This window comes from Streptomyces sp. NRRL S-495, assembly GCF_000966955.1.
Lineage (GTDB): Bacteria > Actinomycetota > Actinomycetes > Streptomycetales > Streptomycetaceae > Kitasatospora > Kitasatospora purpeofusca.
Genome location: NZ_JZWY01000077.1, coordinates 1 through 16,572, shown reverse-complemented (window position 1 = coordinate 16,572; position 16,572 = coordinate 1). Strand labels below are relative to the sequence as shown.

Below are 16,572 nucleotides of genomic sequence, written 5' to 3'. Positions count from 1 at the left end.
CACCCGGCTGACCTCGTCTCCCGTCAGCCCCGCTGCAGCGACAACCGCTCCCGCGCCGCCCTCGGCATCCCCGCCACCACCCGCTCCCAGGAGTGCTCCACCATCTCCCGCAACTCCTCGTCCGGGACGGTCGAATCCAGCACGACCGTGATCCAGTGCCGCTTGTTCATGTGATACCCGGGCCCCACCGCCGCGTACTGCCCCCTCAGGTGCACCGCCAGCCCCGGCTCACACTTCAGCGTCACCCGCTCCTCCCCCAGCACCGCGAACACCTTCCCCACCACCTTCAACACCGTCACCCCAGGCCCGAACGCCTCGTCGTCCGTCACCCCCGGCAACCCCGAAGCAACCTCGAACAACTCCTCCGCCACCATCCGCGTCCCCTTCCCTCCGACCCCGTAGGCCGATCACGAAACCGTACGCTCCGCGCCTGCGCGGGGCGAAGGCAGCAGCGTCGGCGAGCGGCCGGTCCTGCTCGACCGATGGCCTTCTTGTCAGAGTGCGCGCCTCGTGCTGATCTCGTGTCAGCGCCGGAGCGGAGGGGGCAACGTGGCGGAACTGACGGTCAAACCGTGGCGACGGGCGGACAAGGATCGGCTGTACGTCAACCTGGCCGGTCCCCGTGGCCAGGCGGTCGCGTGGCTGGACTGCCGAACCGGGGTCGTCACGATCACCGATGGCGCCCATGAATCGTCGGCGCTCGACAAGGTCAGGGAGTGGTGCCGGACCTGCGGTTGGGCGATCCCACCGCTGACCGTGGTCCACAAGTTCTCACCGCCAGCCTCGCCACCCGCCTCGCCGCCCGTACCCCCTCGCCCCACCTCCCCACCGGCGGTGCTGCCCGCCCTGGCGCCGTTCACGGTCGACGACGACCTCGCCTCAAACCGTCCCGGAGAAGGCGTCCGAGGCATGATCCAGGCCGATCAGAGCAAGCGGACATGGCTGGTCCGCGTGGCGGCCAAACTCTCCGGCGACGACCTCACCCGCTCGGAGCTGAGCAAGGGACTCGACGGGGAGAGGTTCGTCGGCGGGCTGCTCGACGGCCTGCGGGCCCACGGCTGGTACGTGCTGCACGCCGTCCCGCTCCCGAGCGGTGCGGACATCGACCACATGGTGATCGGGCCGCCCGGAGTGTTCACGGTGAACACCAAGCACCACCCCGACGCCACGGTCTGGGTCGGGGACAAGCGGATCACCGTCAACCGCAACAGCTACCCGTACATCGAGAAGTCCAGCCTCGAAGGCAGCAGGACCGCCGAACTCCTGCACCGCTGGTGCGGCCTCGCGGTCCCGGTGCACCCGGTCATCGCCGTCGTGGGCGCCCGAACACTGACCCACAAGGGAAACCCCGCCGTCGATGTGGTCGACGGCACCCGGATCGCGGGCGTCCTCGCCTCCCGCCCTCCGATTCTCGAAGCCCACCGCGCAGCGGCCGTCTTCGACGTCGCGCGTCGCCGAAGCGTCTGGGCCCAGTTCGGTCGCCGTACCGGTTGAGCCACCCGGCCGGGAGGCGATTGGGACGCCAGAAACGATCAAGGGCCAGTTCGGGAGGATCCTGCCTCCGAACTGGCCCTTCTCCGCTGTGGGCGCGGACGGTTTCGAACCGCCGACATCTGCTTTGTAAGCCTTCGTCTACCCCACGTCGACCTGGTGCGGCGCACCGGCTGACCCGCTCGAGGAAGTCGCAAGCGTTCGCCGTTGTTCGCTGGCGTACGGGCCCACTGCAACTAGACATCAGACCCGACGACGTACTGAGGCTTACGGTCTGTCCTTGAACGTCAGTTGGAAAAGTGACGCGCTTGCCGCTGGGCTCAGCCCGCCACTACTGCACCCGTCAAGATAGCGAAGATGATGCTGCCGATGATGGACTCGCTGGAACCAGCGATGACAGTCCGGAGAGACTGCCACCAACGCCGAACATAAGCCTTCACAGTGTTCATCTGGTCTCCCCTCGCCCGCGCCACAGTCAACGCAATTTGGTTGGAGGAGAGCCGGAGGACGAACGCAACGAGTGTCAGCAGTGCAAGGCCCGACAGCAGTGCCGGGCTCAACTCAGCGACCCTCACAGTCTCTCACGTCTGCACGCGGGCAACAGAGCGATTTGGCCGGTAGAGCTGAGTGTCAGCCCACTGGAACAGTGGAGCACGGAAAGGGCCGTCAAGGACCGGGTGCGGCGGCAGCCGGACCTCCGTGATCGCCGGGGCGTCGCCGATCAGCGCATCGCCTTCGTGAAGGTCGGACGCCACGTCCGCATCCCGGCGTCGGCCGTCGCCGAGTACATCGCCGCCCGCACGGTCCAGCCGGTCAGCCGGACCCGTCAGCTGCGGAGGGCCGCCTGATGACCAACACCAAGGGGAACCGCCGGCGCTTCGGATCGCTCCGCCAACTGCCCTCCGGACGCTGGCAGATCCGCTACCCGGACCCGGTCACCGGGCTGATGCGCAACGGGGAGGAGACCTACCCGACCAAGACCGATGCCGAGATCGCGCTCACGCTCATCGAGGCGGACATCAAGCGCGACAAGTGGACCGACCCCGACGCCGGGAAGGCCAAGCTCGGCGACTTCGCCGCCACCTGGCTCCGGGACCGCAAGCTGGAGGAGAGCACCCGCGAGCGGTACGCGATCACCCTGCGCCAGTACATCCAGCCCGGCCTGGGCCACCGGACGCTCGCCGAGATCACCCCGGCACGGGTACGGTCCTGGCGCTCCGCGCTGCTGGAGGACGGGGCCGGCGAGCCCTCGGTGGTCAAGGCGTACCAGCTGCTGCGGGCCATCATGAACACTGCCCTCGACGACGAGTTGATCCAGCGCAATCCGTGCCGGATCAAGGGCGCCGACACCTACGACGTGCCGGAGCGGCCCGTCCTCTCCGTCACCGAGGTGTTCGCCGTCGCCGACGCGATCGGACCGCGCTGGCGGGCCCTGGTCCTGCTGACCGCCTTCACCACGCTCCGCTTCGGCGAGCTCGCCGCGCTCCGCCGCCGGGACGTCGACCTGGCGAACCGACTCGTCCGGGTGCAGCGCAACCAGGCGGAGCTGAACAGCGGACGCCTCTACGACAAGGCACCCAAGAGCCGCGCGGGCTTCCGACCGGTAGCCTTCCCCGCCGAGATCGTCGACGACCTGGCCCACCACCTCGACCGCTATGCCGGCCCCGGCCCCGACGGCCACCTGTTCATCGGACCCCGCGGCGGCAAGCTCCGCCGGAGCAACTTCCGGGACGGCTGGATCCGGGCCCGCACCGCGGCCGGGGTGAGTGAAGATGCCCACTTCCACGACCTGCGGCACACGGGCAACACGCTCGCCTCGCAGAACGGGGCCAGCACCCGGGAGCTCATGACCAGGATGGGCCACAGCAGCACACGGGCCGCGCTCATCTACCAGCACATGACCAGCGACCGGGACCGGGCCATCGCCGATCGGATGGGCGAAGCCGTCCGCCAGGCGCTCGGGGACTTCAGGGCAAAACTGGGGATATAAGGCACGCGAATGGTGGCGCGGGACAAGTAGGAGCTCAAAAACGATCAAGGGCCAGTTCGGGAGGATCCTGCCTCCGAGCTGGCCCATCGCGTGGGCAGGCACAGACGGTTCGAACCACCGCCCAACTTCCCAGCCCTTCTCTGGTGGACCAAGAGATGGCGTCAAACGAAGAACCACACCCCGCATCGAAAATGAGCCCGTCTTTGCATCAGGCCGTGGGAAGCTGAACGACCACAAAGCTCGGGGAGGGGACGTACAAGTGGTCGAAGCGGCATCTGAACAGCACGAGAGTGTGGTCGATCAGTACGTACTTGAGCACAGCGAACCATTTTTCTTCAGCCGGCACGGCCGTGTGGAGTTCATCGTCTTCGAGCAGCACCTGGCATCTCTCGCATGGCTGCGCAGGAAGGTCGGAGAAGCCGTCGACCAGGAGACGACGGCGTTGTCGACCCTCCGAAGGAGCGGTGAGCGCAGAGTCCCAGGTTGGGAAGCCGAGAGCGACATGGTGCTCGATGACTCCCTGCTCGTCCTTGACACTGACACTCGGCAGATCGGCGCTGGGATCATCATCGTGTCAGCCGCCGCAGCCCTTGAAGCGCTCATGAACGAGATGCTGCGTGAACCCACGGACCGCCGGTTTCGCAAGGCTGGACTGGCCCGAAAGGCCGACGTGCTGGCTGCACGTTGGCAAGGGGAGGGCGATCTGGCGGAGTTCGCCGAGCACATCTCGTGGCTAAGAGTTCGGCGGAACGCATTCGCGCATCAGCTCATTGCCGACGATGAGGATGACGATGCCAAGCATTGCCCGTGGACCTTCGACGACGCCATGGCCGAAGAAGCCCTTCAACGGCTCGGTGCCGTCGCCGAGACGTTGGAGGAGATCTGGGAGCAACGGCTCAGGCCGCAGGGCTCAGATACCCTTCCGGGCGACACCGTACGCCAGGCCCCCGGTGAGCAAGGGCCTGCACCGGAGGTATCTGGCACAGGGGTGGCACGGGACGGGTAGGAGCACAGAAACGATCAAGGGCCAGTTCGGGAGGATCCTGCCTCCGAACTGGCCCTTCTCCGCTGTGGGCGCGGACGGTTTCGAACCGCCGACATCTGCTTTGTAAGAGCAGCGCTCTACCACTGAGCTACGCGCCCCCGGTCGGGCGGGTCCCGGGGTGGGGCGCACGACGAGTGCCTAGGGTACCTGGTCCCGGGGGGTGGTGTGGTGCAGGTGGTGGGGCGGGTGGGGTGCCGGGTCCGGGGGGTGATCGGGAAGAATGGTGGTGGACCAGCGGTCGGGAACCAGGGAGCGCGCAGTGAGGGTGGCCGGCGGAGGCGGGGGGGGGGCCGAGGCGCTGGTGCTGCCGGTGGTGGTCGCGGGGGCGTTGGGGGCCGCGGCGGCGGCGTCGTTCGGGGCCGGCGGGGGCTGGTGGGGGCGGCGCGGCGGTGACGGCATGCGGGCGGACGCCCGGGCGGCCAGGGATGCGGCGCAGCAGGCGTTCTACGACGTCGACTCGACCCAGCGCGAGGTGCGGCTGGCGGTGGAGACGGTGCGTTCCGTCGGGGACAGTGCGACGGCCCGGCGGGCGGTCGCGGACTTCGAGGCGATCTCGGGCCGGGTCGACCAGGTGACCGTGAACTACCTGTCCGCCCTGGACGCGCACGACCTGGACGCGGAGGAGCTGGAGTCCGGTGCGGCCGCGCGGGCCAAGCACCAGTTGGACGATGTGAAGGGCCAGCTCGGTTCGGCGCTGTCGGAGCTGAACGACTTCCTGCGCAGGCTGCAGCCGACGCTGGAGCGGGCCGAGTCGCAGCTGATGCGGGTGGCCCCGGCGGTGGAGCAGGCCAAGCGGGCGCTGCTGGACGCCAGTAACGCGCTGGACGTGGCGCGCGGCGCCGGGCTGCGGGCGGACGGGCCGGCGGCGCGGCTGGCCGAGTTGGCGCCGGAGCTGGGGCGGCTGAACGAGGGGGTGGCCCGGCACGGGGTGCCGGACACGCTGGAGCGCGCGGAGCGGGTGAAGGAGCGCGCGGAGGCGATCGCGGCGGAGGTCGGGCACCTGCCGGAGCGGGCCCGGGAGATCGACCGGCGGGTGGCCAGTCTGCGGACCAGGATCCAGGCGCTGGAGACCAAGGCCGGCACGGTGCCGCCGGCGCTGAGCGAGCTGCGCCGACGGTTCTCCGCCGCGTGCTGGCAGGACCTCCAGCGGGTGCCGGACCAGGTGGCGGAGGCCGGGCGGGCCGCCGAGGTCAAGTTGGCCGAGGCGGCGCGGGCCCGGGACGAGCAGCGGTGGGCGGATGCCACGGGGGCGCTGGGCACGGTGCGCGCGCTGCTGGACACGGCGGACGGGTCGGTGGTCGCGGTGAACGAGCGGCTGCGACAGCTGAACGAGGTGCAGATCGACCCGAACAAGGAGGTCGAGCGGGCCCGGTTCGCGCTGCGGGACGCCCAGCGGCTGGCGATGGCCGGGCGGCACGCGCCGGATCCGCGGCACGCCGCGCCGTTGGACGCTGCGGTGGCCCGGCTGGACCGCGCGGTGGCCGAGCTGGAGGCGGCCGGGCGGCACCCGGACTACTGGCGGTTCCTGACCGAGTTGGCGGCGGTGCGGGAGTCGGCGGCGAACGTGGTGGAGCTGATCCGCGGCGAGCTCGGCGGACAGAAGTAGGACCCGGGGCACAAGAAGAAGCAGAAGTAGGAGCGGAAGCGGGAGCGGGTGCCGGTGGCCCGGATACGCTGGCGGGTATGCCTCGTTATGACTTCCGCTGCCGCTCCTGCGGCGCCACGTTCGAGCTCCGCCGCGCGATGGCGCAGGCCAACGACCCCGCCGTCTGCCCGCAGGGGCACCCGGACACCGTGAAGCTGCTGTCGACCGTCGCCGTGACCGGTGCGGCCTCCGGCGGCGCCGCGCCGCAGCAGGCCCCGTCGGCCGGTGGCGGCGGGGGGTGCTGCGGCGGCGGCTGCTGCGGCTAGCCGGACTCCCTAGCCGGAAGCTAGGCGCCGAGGGCCGGAGTGGGGACCGGAGTCCCGACCTCGCCCCGGACCCGGGACAGGAAGCGGCGGGCGATCTCCTCGCCCGCCGCGACGCCGATCTCGTCGAGGGCGGTGACCCCGGGGGCCGTCCAGCCGGTGTCGGCCAGTTCGCCGTGGCCGGGGCGCCAGGCGGTGTCGGCGGCGAGCAGCAGATCGGCGTCGAGCAGCGAGTCGCCGGCCGACAGCACCGTGGACGGGCCGACCCGGCGGACGACCTCCGCCAGCGCCGCGCTCTTGCTGAGCGGCGCCGGCACCGCGTACACCTTGCGGCCCTGGAGCGAGACGGTCCAGCCGCGTTCGGCGCACCAGCCGGTGAGTTCGGCGATCCAGCCCGCCGGCAGTTCGGCGCGCTCGACGACCAGGTAGGCGAACAGCTCGTCGGCCACCCGCCGCTTGTGGGTCCACTCGGGGTCGGCGCAGAGCGCCAGGTGCTCGACCACCTCCGCCAGCGGAGCCGCCCCCTCGGCCAGCCGGCCGGCCATCTCGGTCTGCCAGTCCTCGTCCGGCACGCCGTCGACGAGCAGCCGGCCGCCGTTGGCGCAGATCGCGTAGGGCGGGACCCAACCGGGCGTCGGGCCGGGCAGGTTGACCCGCTCGTACTGGGCCCGGGTGCGGGTGGTGGCGGGGACGAGCACGGCCTCGCGGGCGAGTTCGACGAGCAGCGCGGCGGCCTGCTCGGTCATGAAGGACAGCGCCTTGCCGTCGTGCACCTCGACGGAGAGCAGGCGCGGCGCGAGCCGGTCCGGCACGTCCAGGGCGAGGGCCCGGTTGGAGTAGATCAGGGTGCGGTCGAGGTCGCTCGCGACGACGAAGCGCGGTGCGGCGGCGGATCCGCCGTCCGGGCGTGCGTGACCACTCATCGGGCTCAGGACTCCTTGGTGAGGACGGCCGTGCCGGAGGCGCCGGTCGCCCCCCGGGTGTAGCGGGGGTGGATGAGGCCGACGCAGGAGTACGGCAGGTCGTCCACCTCCTCGACCGGCACTCCCCGCTGGGCGGCGAGCAGCCGGACATGGTCGAGGTCGGCGCCGGCGCCGCGGCGGGCGAGCACCCGCCAGGGGACGCGGCGCAGCATGACCCGGGTGGTCTCGCCGACGCCGGGCTTGACCAGGTTGACGCTGTCGATGCCGTACTCGGCGCTGATCCGCTCGACGGCGGCCCAGCCGGCCCAGTCGGGGGCGCGCTCCTCGGCGTGCTCGGGGGCGAGGAACCGCTCGGCCGCCGCGAGGGCCTCGGCCCGGACGTCGGCGAAGTGGTCGGCGACGGTGTCCAGGAAGGCGCCGGAGACGTCGGCGCCGGCCAGCTCGGTGTAGTGCTTGGCGCCGTGGAAGTCATCGGGGCCGATCAGGTCGGAGCGCAGCACGGTGCGCGAGACCAGGCCGGAGACGGTCGAGTTGAGGCAGGCGGAGGGGATCAGGAAGTCGTCCCGGGTGCCGAAGGTGCGCACGCAGCGGCCGGGGTCGGCGAGGACGGCGAGGTCGGGGTCGAAGCCGGTCCCGGCGAGGGCCTCGGCGAGTTCGCGGGTGATCGCGCCCTTGCCGGTCCAGCCGTCGACGAACACCACGTCGGCGGCCCGGTGGTGGGCGTCGAGGTAGCGCAGCGCGGCCGGGTCGATGCCGCGGCCGCGGACGATCGAGACGGCGTAGTGCGGGGCGTCGAGGCCGTGTCCGGCGGCGAGCCAGCGGCGGATCAGGATGCCGACCGGCGTCCCGGCGCGGGCCAGCGAGGCGAGCACCAGGCCGGGGCCGCGCTCGCGCAGCAGCGTCTCGGCGACGGTGCCGACGGCGAGCGCGATCCGCCGGGCGGAGACCCGCAGCGCCTGGTGGAACAGCTCCTGGTACTCGGGGCTCGGCTGGTACTCGACCGGCAGCGACTCGGCGTAGTGGGCGCCGCCGCTCTGCACGGCCTCCTCGCGCTCCTCGGTGGGCGCCTCCAGGTCGACGCCGGTGAGGTCCTTGAGCAGCCAGGCCACCTCGTCGGCGCGGTAGGAGGAGAACTCGGGGCCGTACAGCGGACGTGCCGGAGCCGCCGGGGTGGCGGGGGCGGTCGGCCGGTGGGACGGCAGGACGGCGAGCACCACCCGGTCGGTGACCCGGCGCAGCTGGCCGAGCAGGGCGCGCTCGCCCTCGTGCAGGGCGGGGGTGTCGGCGGTGTCGTCGACCACCAGCACCACGGTGCCGAAGCGGCGGGCCGGGTCGGTGCCGGGGGCGACGTTGTAGGCGTAGCGCTCGCGCGAGGAGTCGTCGGCCGGGTCGTCGTGGGCGGGGAAGGCCAGCCGGGTGCGGATGGCGTAGCCGGGGTCGTCGACGGCGAGGACGGGCGAGCGGGTGGTGGTGGAGTAGTGGACCCGGTCGGTGCCGCCGGGCAGCCGCTCGGCGAGGGCGTCGGCCAGCCGCAGCGGCGCGTACATCAGCTCCTCGAAGCCGAGCACCAGCACCCGCGCACGGTCGGCACCGACAGCGCCATCGGGGTCGACCGCCGCCGCCAGCCGCTCGGCCAGACCGGGCAGCGCCGCCTCCAGTCGCGCCCGGTGCTCCCGGGTGAACCCGTGCCGCCCGCCGTCGGGCAGCCCGGCCGGCCAGTCCAGGTCGACCCGCACCAGCGGGGCGGCCGGGGCGGCCGGCGGCTCGGGCGCGGGACCGGCCTCGGCGATCAGCCGCTCGGCCCGGTCCAGGACGTCGGCGGGCAGTTCGACGCCGCCGTCGGCCAGCGCCACCAGGTCCAGCCGGACGCCGAGTTCGGCCGCGGTGTCGGCGAGCCGCCGCCGGTCGGCCGGGCCGCGCAGGTCGACCAGCGCGACCACCACGTAGTGCTCGCGCGGGTGGTTGGCGTGCAGCTCGCGGATGGTGTTGAGCACGGTGGTGCCGGTGGAGAACTCGTCGTCCACCAGGACCAGCGGGCCGTCACCGGCGAGCAGCCGGGGGTCCGCGGGCAGCAGCAGGTGGGAGGTGGCGTGCGAGTGCTCCTCCTCGAAGCCGCCGACCGGGGTGAGGCCGGGCACCGGGCGACGGGTGGAGTGCAGGTAGGGGGCGTCCAGGCCGTCGGCGACGCTGTGGCCGAGGCCGGTGGCGGTCTCCGCGTAGCCGAGGACGACGGCGCGGGCGACGGCCTCGCCGCCGAGCGGGTCGAGCAGGTCGCGGACCCGGCGGCCGAGCTCCAGTCCGGCGCCGTGCACCACCGCGGGCTGCTGCGGGACGTGCTTGCCGAGCACGGTGGACACCAGCAGGTGGGCCCGCTTGCGGTTCTCCCGCAGGGCGAGGCCGACCAGCTCGGGGAGGCGCTCGGAGCCGGTCAGTGTGACGCCCGCCCGCTCGGCCACCCAGCGCCCGGTCCACTCCCCCGCTCCCGCGGGCCCCTCGGCGCTCGCCCCGAAGGAGCCGACGCCCCCGACGGGGCCGAGGGTCCCGTCCGTCCCGTCGGCCCCAGTGGTCCGGTCCTGCTGCGCTGCTGTCACTACGGGTCCTGTCTTCGGTCTTTGCGGTGGTGCGGTGGGCAAGGTTGACGGGCCGAGCGAGCGGCTCAAAGGCTCAGCGGTTCAACGGCAGAGGCAGGCCGAGAGCAGCTCCGCGAAGCTGACGTCCTCCCGGGCCACCCCGAACACCTCGGCGCGCAGCAACACCCGCTCCGCCCAGGCCCGGTGGGGCTTCGCCTCGTTCATCTTGTTGGTGTACGCCGAGCGCAGCACCCCGCCCCCGCCGCGCTCCTGCTGGAGGATGTCGTGGGCGTCGCTGTACTCCTCGTGCGTGACGACGGAGAGCGCGTGGACGGCGGGCACATGGCTGGGGTGGATGCAGGTCTTGCCCAACAGGCCGTTGGCGCGGTCGAGTTCTATCTCGCGGATGAGCCCGTCCAGGTCGTGCTCGATGATCCGGCGGCGGACGGCCTCGCGCGAGGGCTCGGCCTCCGCGAACGGGGTGCGGCGCAGCTGCGGCTTGAACATCCGCTCCTGGACCGGGAAGTACTCCCAGACCGGGCCGGTGACGGTGAACCCGGTGCCGTCGGCGCGGCCGAGCACGTTCACCACGTCGCCGATCACCGAGGCGACCAGTGCCACGTCGTACGCGGTCAGGTCGGGCGAGCGGCGCAGGCCGTACGCGGAGCAGAGGTCGGTGACGCCGAGGCGGACGGCGAGGACGCGCTCGCGGTGCTTGTCGAGCAGCCTGGCTATGCCGAAGAGCTGGTCGCGGCGGGTCTCCAGGTGGGCGAGTTCGGGCGATTCCAGGACGGGCATCGCGAACAGCCGGCGCCCGGTGGCGGCCTCGGCGGCGGCGAGCGCCTCCAGGAAGTCGCCGCCGGTGTCCTCGGTGAACTTCGGCAGGACGAAGCCGGTGAGCAGCCCGATCGCGGGTCCGAGCCGGCCGGCGAGGTCGGTCAGCTGCGCGGGGGTCCGCACCCTGACGAAGAGGAGGGGAAGATCCTGTGTGCAACCGGTGGAGATTCCATCCGGGTCAACACCCTCCGTCACAGCGGACCCGACACCCTCCGTGACGCCGGACCCGGCACTCTCCGTGACCTCCGCCCAGAGCTCGCCGAGCCGGGCCACCAGGTTGGCCTCGGCGTCCGGGACCTCGTGGTCGGCGATGGCGTCCTCCAGGCAGAGCACCATCGAGACGACGCCCTGCGCGGCCTGCTTGCGGATGTCCGTGCGCAGGGTGGTGCGGGTGGCCGGGCTGTAGAGGGTGGCGCCCAGCGCGGTGGCGAGCACGGCCGCCGCGCTGTCGGCGGTGAACTCCCCGGGAGCGCTGAGAAAGAGCCGGTCGCGGACGTCGTCCGCGAGGTGGCCGAAGTGGCGCAAGGTGCTCTCCTCAGGAGGTTCGGCCGCCGGTCCGGCGGAGGCGGGGAAGGACGGGGAGGGACGGTGGCGACACTCGGTCCAGCACCCGGTTCAACCGGCTCGACGGCCGTGGTGGTTCCCGGTCCGGCCCCGTCCGGTCACCGTTGTCCGGCCAGGAGCCCCCCGCCCGCCCATCGTACGGACGGTGCCGGGTCGTGGAGGGTTCCGAAACATCGAATTCTCGGAAGGTTACCTTCCACTTCACAAAGCGCAAGCGTTGGCAAAGTCCCCCCACAACGCCTCCTCCGGTCACGTTGTCCGAAGGGGTGGCGAACAGGCAGGATGGTCGGCTATGACGCACGTGATGGCCAAGGGCGCCAACATCGCACTGCCGGTGGCGGCTGTCCGCGCCGTGCTGCGCTGGAGCGCCACGCCCGGTGCGCCGGACGTGGACGCCTCCGCGCTGCTGCTCGGCCCGGGCGGCAAGGTCCGCTCGGACGCCGACTTCGTCTTCTACAACCAGCCGCGCCACCCGTCCGGCCTGGTGCGCCACCTGCCCAAGCAGCAGACCGCCGACGGCAGCGAGATCACCGACACCGTCGAGGCCGAGCTCGGCAAGCTGCCGGCCGACGTGGACCGGGTGGTGCTGGCCGGTTCCTCCGAGGGCGGCACGTTCCGGGCGGTGAGCGGGCTGCGCCTGCTGCTGTTCGACGCCGCCGCCGGGGACGGCGTGCCCGCGCTGGCCGAGTTCGCGATGGCCGACGGGGACGAGGTGACCGCGCTGGTCGCGGGCGAGCTCTACCGCCGGGCCGGCGCCTGGAAGTTCCGCGCGGTCGGCCAGGGCTACGCGTCCGGGCTGATCGGACTGGCCACCGATTTCGGCATCACCGTCGAGGACGAGGGCGACACACAGGCCAGGGCCGCCGCCGGCCCGCCCGTCGGCGACCCCCGGGCCGCCCTGCCCGACCCCCGGCCGGCCGGCCGCCCCGAGCCGGGCACCTTCACCCTGGCTCCGGCCGTCCCGCAGTCCGCCGCCGCGCAGGCCGGTGGTGCACAGGCGCCGACCGGCGTCCCGGCCAACACGCCCCCGCCGCCGCCCAAGCCGCCGACGGTGCCGCCGAACCTCCCGCCCGCCCCGACCGCGCCGCCGGCCGGACGGCCCGGGTACGGCTACCCGCCGCCGAACACCGCACCGCAGTCACCGCAGTCGCCGCAGCAGGGCGGCTACGGCTACCCGCCGCCGGCCCCGCGCCCGGGGTACGGCTACCCCCAGCAGCAGCCCCCGGCGCCCGCTCCCGGCTACGGCTACCCGCCCCAGCAGCAGCCGGGCTACGGCTACCCGCCGCCGAACACCGCGCCGCAGCCACCGCAACAGGGCCAGCAGGCTGCCCAGGCGCAGGCCCAGCCGCCCGTCCCGCAGCAGCCGACCCCGCCCGCCGAGGAGTTCGCGCTGCCCCCGCAGGGCCCGCAGTTCCAGCCACGCTGAGCCGCACGCCCACCCGTACACCACCGAGCCCGTACACCGCCGAGCCCACACACCCCGAGGAGCCGGAGCCCCCGGCCTCACTCCGCCTTGTAACCGCGCTGCCACTGCATCCCGAAGCCGTACAGCCGGTCGATGTCCGCCTGGAACCCGTTCACGTACCGCACCTCGCGCCGCACCGTGAGCGTGTTGTCACCGGTGTTCTCGATCAGCACCACCGCACAGGAGCGGGCCGCCGACGCCCGCTCCTCCAGATGGACCTCGATCCGCGGCCCGGACTGCGGCACGATCGTCACCACCGCGTTGGTCTGCTCGAAGGCCGGCGTGCCGTCGTAGATGTACACGAAGATCAGCAGCCGCTTGAACTGGTCCTTCTTCTCCAGGTTGACGTACATCGTCTCGCCGGACGGCGCCCCGTACTGGTCGTCGCCGCTGAGCTTGATGTACGGCGGGTGCTGGAGGTCCCCGAAGAAGCCGCCCAGCGGCTGCACCACGCCCCGCTTGCCGTCGGACAGCTCGTACATGCAGGCCAGGTCGAGGTCCACGTTGACCTGGGCGTTCTGGCTGGAGTCCGGCTCCATCGGGCTGAGGATGCGCGGGCTGAACACCCGCCGCAGGGAGTCCCTGGCGCTCGCCCTCGGGGCTCCTATCCGGGTGGTCCAGTGCAGATTGACGTAGAGGTAGCCGGTGGTCGCCGCCGCACCGGTGATCGCGTGGTGCGGCGAGGACTTGGTCAGGGTGACCTTGAACTGGCCACCCGTGTCGAGGGCGTTCCGCTCTCCGCGCAGGTACTCCCAAATCGAGGCCATGCCGTCCTCCCCCAGCCGCGCCAGCCGTTCTGACGGTCCGCCGCTCCATGATCGGGCATCAGCCCGCCCGCGGGTACCCGAAGTCCCCTACCCGCCGCCGCCCGCCGGACACCGGCCGGACACCGGCGGGTCGATTGGCGGGGTGAAGCTCACCTCCCGTACCATGCGGCCACTTCGGACGCGATATCGTCTAGCCGCACAGGTGTCCCCCGGGCGCGTCGGCGCACCCGTCCGACGACGACGCTTCGTCAGGCCCGGTCCCGGGGACGGATCCTGATCATCGTGTCGCACTTGAGACCTTTGTCCCCTGCGGAAACCCGAGGCCCGACCCGCAATGAACCTGACCTCCATACAGCTGGTCTGGACCGTCATCGGCGGTGTAGCCCTGCTGTTCACCGCCATCCTGGTGGCGACGCTGCGCTTCAAGAACAACAACCGGAAGGACGACTCCAGCGACTCCTGGGAGCGCAGCGAGGAACGCCGCCGACGCAAGGAGATGGTCTACGGGATCTCCTCCTACGTCCTGCTGTTCTGCTGCGCCGGCGTCGCGGCCGCGCTCTCCTTCCACGGCCTGGTCGGTTTCGGCAAGGAGAACCTGGGCCTCTCGAACGGCTGGGAGTACCTGGTCCCGTTCGGCCTGGACGGCGCCGCGATGTTCTGCTCGGTGCTCGCCGTCCGCGAGGCCAGCCACGGTGACGCGGCCCTCGGCTCCCGCCTGCTGGTCTGGGTGTTCGCGGTCGCCTCGGCCTGGTTCAACTGGGTGCACGCCCCGCGCGGCATGTCCCACGACGGCGCCCCCGAGTTCTTCTCCGGCATGTCGATCTCGGCCGCGATCCTGTTCGACCGCGCGCTGAAGCAGACCCGCAAGGCCGCGCTGCGCGAGCAGGGCCTCGTCCCGCGCCCGCTGCCGCAGATCCGCATCGTCCGCTGGCTGCGCGCGCCCCGCGAGACCTACGCCGCCTGGTCGCTGATGCTGCTGGAGAACGTCCGCAGCCTGGACGAGGCCGTCGACGAGGTGCGCGAGGAGCGTCAGGCGAAGCTGGACGCCAAGGTGCGGGCCCGCAGCGCCGACCGCCGCGAGCGTGCCGAGCTGAAGGCGATCTCCCGCCAGTCGGGCGGCATGCTGTCCCGCAACCGCAGCGGCCGCCAGGTGCCCGCCCTCGCCGCTGCCGGAGACGGCCCGAGCGCTACGGAGCCTGCCCTAGCCGTTGAGGTGGACGCCTTCTCCTCCCGCACCTCCGGCTCGCTGCTGGACTCCGCGCCGCTGAGCGCCCTGGAGACCCGCCGCTCGCGCGGCTCCGAGTCGGTCTCCGGCTCGTCCTCCTCCTCGTTCTCCTCGTCGCTCTCGTCCTCGTCGGCCTCGTCCTCCGCCTACCGCTCGACGGTCGACCTGACGCCGGACGACGACACCCTGTCGATGCCCAAGCTCGACTCCCTGGAGCGCAAGCTGCGCGCCATCGAGCAGCAGCTCGGCTGAGCAGCGGGAACCGCACGCAGAACGCCGAACGGCCGTTCCCCACTCGGGAGGAACGGCCGTTCGGCGTTTACCGGGGGGACCGGCAGGACAGCCCTAGCTGTCGCTGCCCACCAGTTCCCGGTCCCCGTCGCCCCCGCCCTCGGCGGCCTCCCGGCGGTTGCGCAGGACCGACGAGCCGAGCGCGAGCCCGATGAAGGCGACGCCGATCAGGCCGGTGACGATCTCCGGGATGTGGTACTCGATGCCGACCATCAGGATCACCGCGAGCGCGCCGATCGCGTAGTGCGCGCCGTGCTCCAGGTAGACGTAGTCGTCCAGGGTGCCCTTGCGGACCAGGAAGACGGTCAGCGAGCGGATGTACATCGCGCCGATGCCGAGGCCCAGGGTGATCTGGAAGATGTCGCTGGAGATGGCGAACGCGCCGACGACGCCGTCGAAGGAGAACGAGGCGTCCAGCACCTCGAGGTACATGAAGAGGAAGAACGCGGCCTTGCCGCCCACCTGCACGATGGACTTGCCGGTCTTCTCCTGCGCCTCCTCCTTCTCGGCCTCCTCCTCCAGGCCCGCCTCGAAGACCGAGGAGAGGCCGTTCACCGAGAGGTAGGTGACGAGGCCGAGCACACCGGCGAGCAGGACCGTCTCGGCGTGGTCACCGGCGAAGAAGTTGGCCGCCAGCAGCAGGGTGACCAGGGCTACGACGGTGGAGAAGGCCTCCAGCTTGCCGACCTTCTCCAGCGGGCGCTCGATCCAGGCCAGCCAGTTGTAGTCCTTCTCCTCGAAGATGAAGTCGAGGAAGATCATCAGCAGGAAGACGCCGCCGAAGGCCGCGATGGCCGGGTTGGCCGCTTCCAGGTACTGGCCGTAGGTGAGGCCCTCGTAGGTCTTGTCGCTGTGCAGCGCGAGGTCGATGACCGTGGCCGGGTTGAGGTGCGCGGTGAGGCCGACGACCAGCAGCGGGAAGATCAGCCGCATACCGAAGACGGCGATCAGCACGCCGACGGTGAGGAAGATCTTCTGCCAGTACGGGTTCATCCGCTTCAACACCGTGGCGTTGACCACCGCGTTGTCGAACGAGAGGGAGATCTCCAGGATGGAGAGGATCAGCACGATGCCGAATCCCTCGGCTCCCCAGAGCAGGCCGGCGGCGATCAGCCCGAGAATGGTGATCGCGAATGACCAGCCGAATGTGCGGAGGAACACGGGACTTGGTTACCTTTCGGGTTCATGGCGTCGACGAGGTCGACGTTCGCCGGGATTGCGTCCGGACGCGCCGGAGCGCCGAACGGAACGATCACAGCGATGAGGGCCTTTACTGTACGTTTACGCCGAAATCGAGGGCAATGCCCCGCAGGCCCGAGGCATAACCCTGGCCCACCGCGCGGAACTTCCACTCACCGGCGTACCGGTACAGCTCGCCGAAGATCATCGCGGTCTCGCTGGACGCGTCCTCGCTGAGGTCGTAGCGGGCGATCTCCTGACCGTCCACCGAGTTGACCACCCGGATGTAGGCGTTGCGGACCTGGCCGAAGTTCTGC

15 protein-coding genes and 1 tRNA gene are annotated in these 16,572 nt (G+C 71.6%); 8 read left to right on the top strand and 8 right to left on the bottom strand.

The features are described from left to right. Positions 1–23: 23 nt before the first annotated feature. Positions 24–374 (bottom strand): MmcQ/YjbR family DNA-binding protein, encoded by a 351-nt coding sequence (locus VR45_RS05550; protein ID WP_045938542.1) that lies wholly within the window; start codon positions 372–374, stop codon positions 24–26. Between the two features lie 535 nt (positions 375–909). On the opposite strand from VR45_RS05550, the gene VR45_RS05545 reads away from it, so the two are divergent. The 4 genes from VR45_RS05545 to VR45_RS05530 all read left to right on the top strand — a co-directional run bounded on the left by VR45_RS05545 (position 910) and on the right by VR45_RS05530 (position 4,487). Beyond that, positions 910–1,494 (top strand): nuclease-related domain-containing protein, encoded by a 585-nt coding sequence (locus VR45_RS05545; protein ID WP_052708856.1) that lies wholly within the window; start codon positions 910–912, stop codon positions 1,492–1,494. A gap of 674 nt (positions 1,495–2,168) precedes the next feature. Beyond that, positions 2,169–2,339 carry an excisionase family DNA-binding protein gene (locus VR45_RS45375; protein ID WP_199925905.1) on the top strand — a complete coding sequence of 57 codons (171 nt, stop codon included), beginning with the start codon at positions 2,169–2,171 and terminating at the stop codon, positions 2,337–2,339. Then, on the top strand, positions 2,339–3,481 hold the full coding sequence (locus VR45_RS05535; RefSeq protein ID WP_045938540.1) for a site-specific integrase: 1,143 nt from the start codon (positions 2,339–2,341) through the stop codon (positions 3,479–3,481). The genes VR45_RS45375 and VR45_RS05535 overlap by 1 nt, the downstream gene beginning before the upstream one ends. A 259-nt stretch (positions 3,482–3,740) precedes the next feature. After that, entirely contained in the window at positions 3,741–4,487 is a 747-nt protein-coding gene (locus tag VR45_RS05530) for a hypothetical protein (RefSeq protein WP_159394118.1), read from the top strand. A 65-nt stretch (positions 4,488–4,552) separates the two neighbouring features. Here VR45_RS05530 and VR45_RS05525 read toward each other — a convergent pair. Beyond that, positions 4,553–4,624 (bottom strand) — tRNA-Val (locus VR45_RS05525). Between the two features lie 161 nt (positions 4,625–4,785). Between VR45_RS05525 and VR45_RS05520 the strand changes: the two genes are divergently transcribed. Together VR45_RS05520 and VR45_RS05515 are read left to right on the top strand one after the other, a co-directional pair. After that, on the top strand, positions 4,786–6,132 hold the full coding sequence (locus VR45_RS05520; protein WP_045938538.1) for a hypothetical protein: 1,347 nt from the start codon (positions 4,786–4,788) through the stop codon (positions 6,130–6,132). Positions 6,133–6,209: 77 nt separating this feature from the next. Next, the gene (locus tag VR45_RS05515) at positions 6,210–6,437 is read left to right on the top strand and encodes a zinc ribbon domain-containing protein (protein ID WP_045938537.1); all 228 of its coding nucleotides are present in this window, start codon (positions 6,210–6,212) and stop codon (positions 6,435–6,437) included. Between the two features lie 20 nt (positions 6,438–6,457). Here VR45_RS05515 and VR45_RS05510 read toward each other — a convergent pair whose 3' ends face one another. The 3 genes from VR45_RS05510 to VR45_RS05500 all read right to left on the bottom strand — a co-directional run bounded on the left by VR45_RS05510 (position 6,458) and on the right by VR45_RS05500 (position 11,289). Continuing rightward, positions 6,458–7,357: a hypothetical protein gene (locus VR45_RS05510; RefSeq protein ID WP_045938536.1), complete on the bottom strand. Its 900-nt coding sequence runs from the start codon at positions 7,355–7,357 to the stop codon at positions 6,458–6,460. 5 nt (positions 7,358–7,362) lie between these two features. Then, complete coding sequence (locus VR45_RS05505) at positions 7,363–9,813, bottom strand: phosphoribosyltransferase (RefSeq protein WP_045938555.1); 2,451 nt, start codon at positions 9,811–9,813, stop codon at positions 7,363–7,365. 216 nt (positions 9,814–10,029) lie between these two features. Beyond that, entirely contained in the window at positions 10,030–11,289 is a 1,260-nt protein-coding gene (locus VR45_RS05500; protein WP_045938535.1) for an HpcH/HpaI aldolase/citrate lyase family protein, read from the bottom strand. Positions 11,290–11,620: 331 nt separating this feature from the next. Here VR45_RS05500 and VR45_RS05495 point away from each other — a divergent pair, with 331 nt between their 5' ends. Further along, positions 11,621–12,754, top strand: coding sequence for a TerD family protein (locus VR45_RS05495; RefSeq protein WP_045938534.1), 1,134 nt, complete (start codon positions 11,621–11,623; stop codon positions 12,752–12,754). A gap of 77 nt (positions 12,755–12,831) precedes the next feature. Here VR45_RS05495 and VR45_RS05490 read toward each other — a convergent pair whose 3' ends face one another. Next, positions 12,832–13,560, bottom strand: coding sequence for a Tellurium resistance (locus tag VR45_RS05490; protein ID WP_045938533.1), 729 nt, complete (start codon positions 13,558–13,560; stop codon positions 12,832–12,834). A gap of 334 nt (positions 13,561–13,894) precedes the next feature. On the opposite strand from VR45_RS05490, the gene VR45_RS05485 reads away from it, so the two are divergent. Continuing rightward, on the top strand, positions 13,895–15,037 hold the full coding sequence (locus tag VR45_RS05485; protein ID WP_045938532.1) for a DUF2637 domain-containing protein: 1,143 nt from the start codon (positions 13,895–13,897) through the stop codon (positions 15,035–15,037). Between the two features lie 93 nt (positions 15,038–15,130). Here the strand turns inward: VR45_RS05485 and VR45_RS05480 are convergent, their stop codons facing one another. Continuing rightward, positions 15,131–16,237 (bottom strand): DUF475 domain-containing protein, encoded by a 1,107-nt coding sequence (locus VR45_RS05480; protein ID WP_045938531.1) that lies wholly within the window; start codon positions 16,235–16,237, stop codon positions 15,131–15,133. Positions 16,238–16,346: 109 nt separating this feature from the next. Continuing rightward, positions 16,347–16,572, bottom strand: a 226-nt coding sequence (locus tag VR45_RS05475; RefSeq protein WP_045938530.1) for a TerD family protein, incomplete at its 5' end; no start/stop codon positions are given.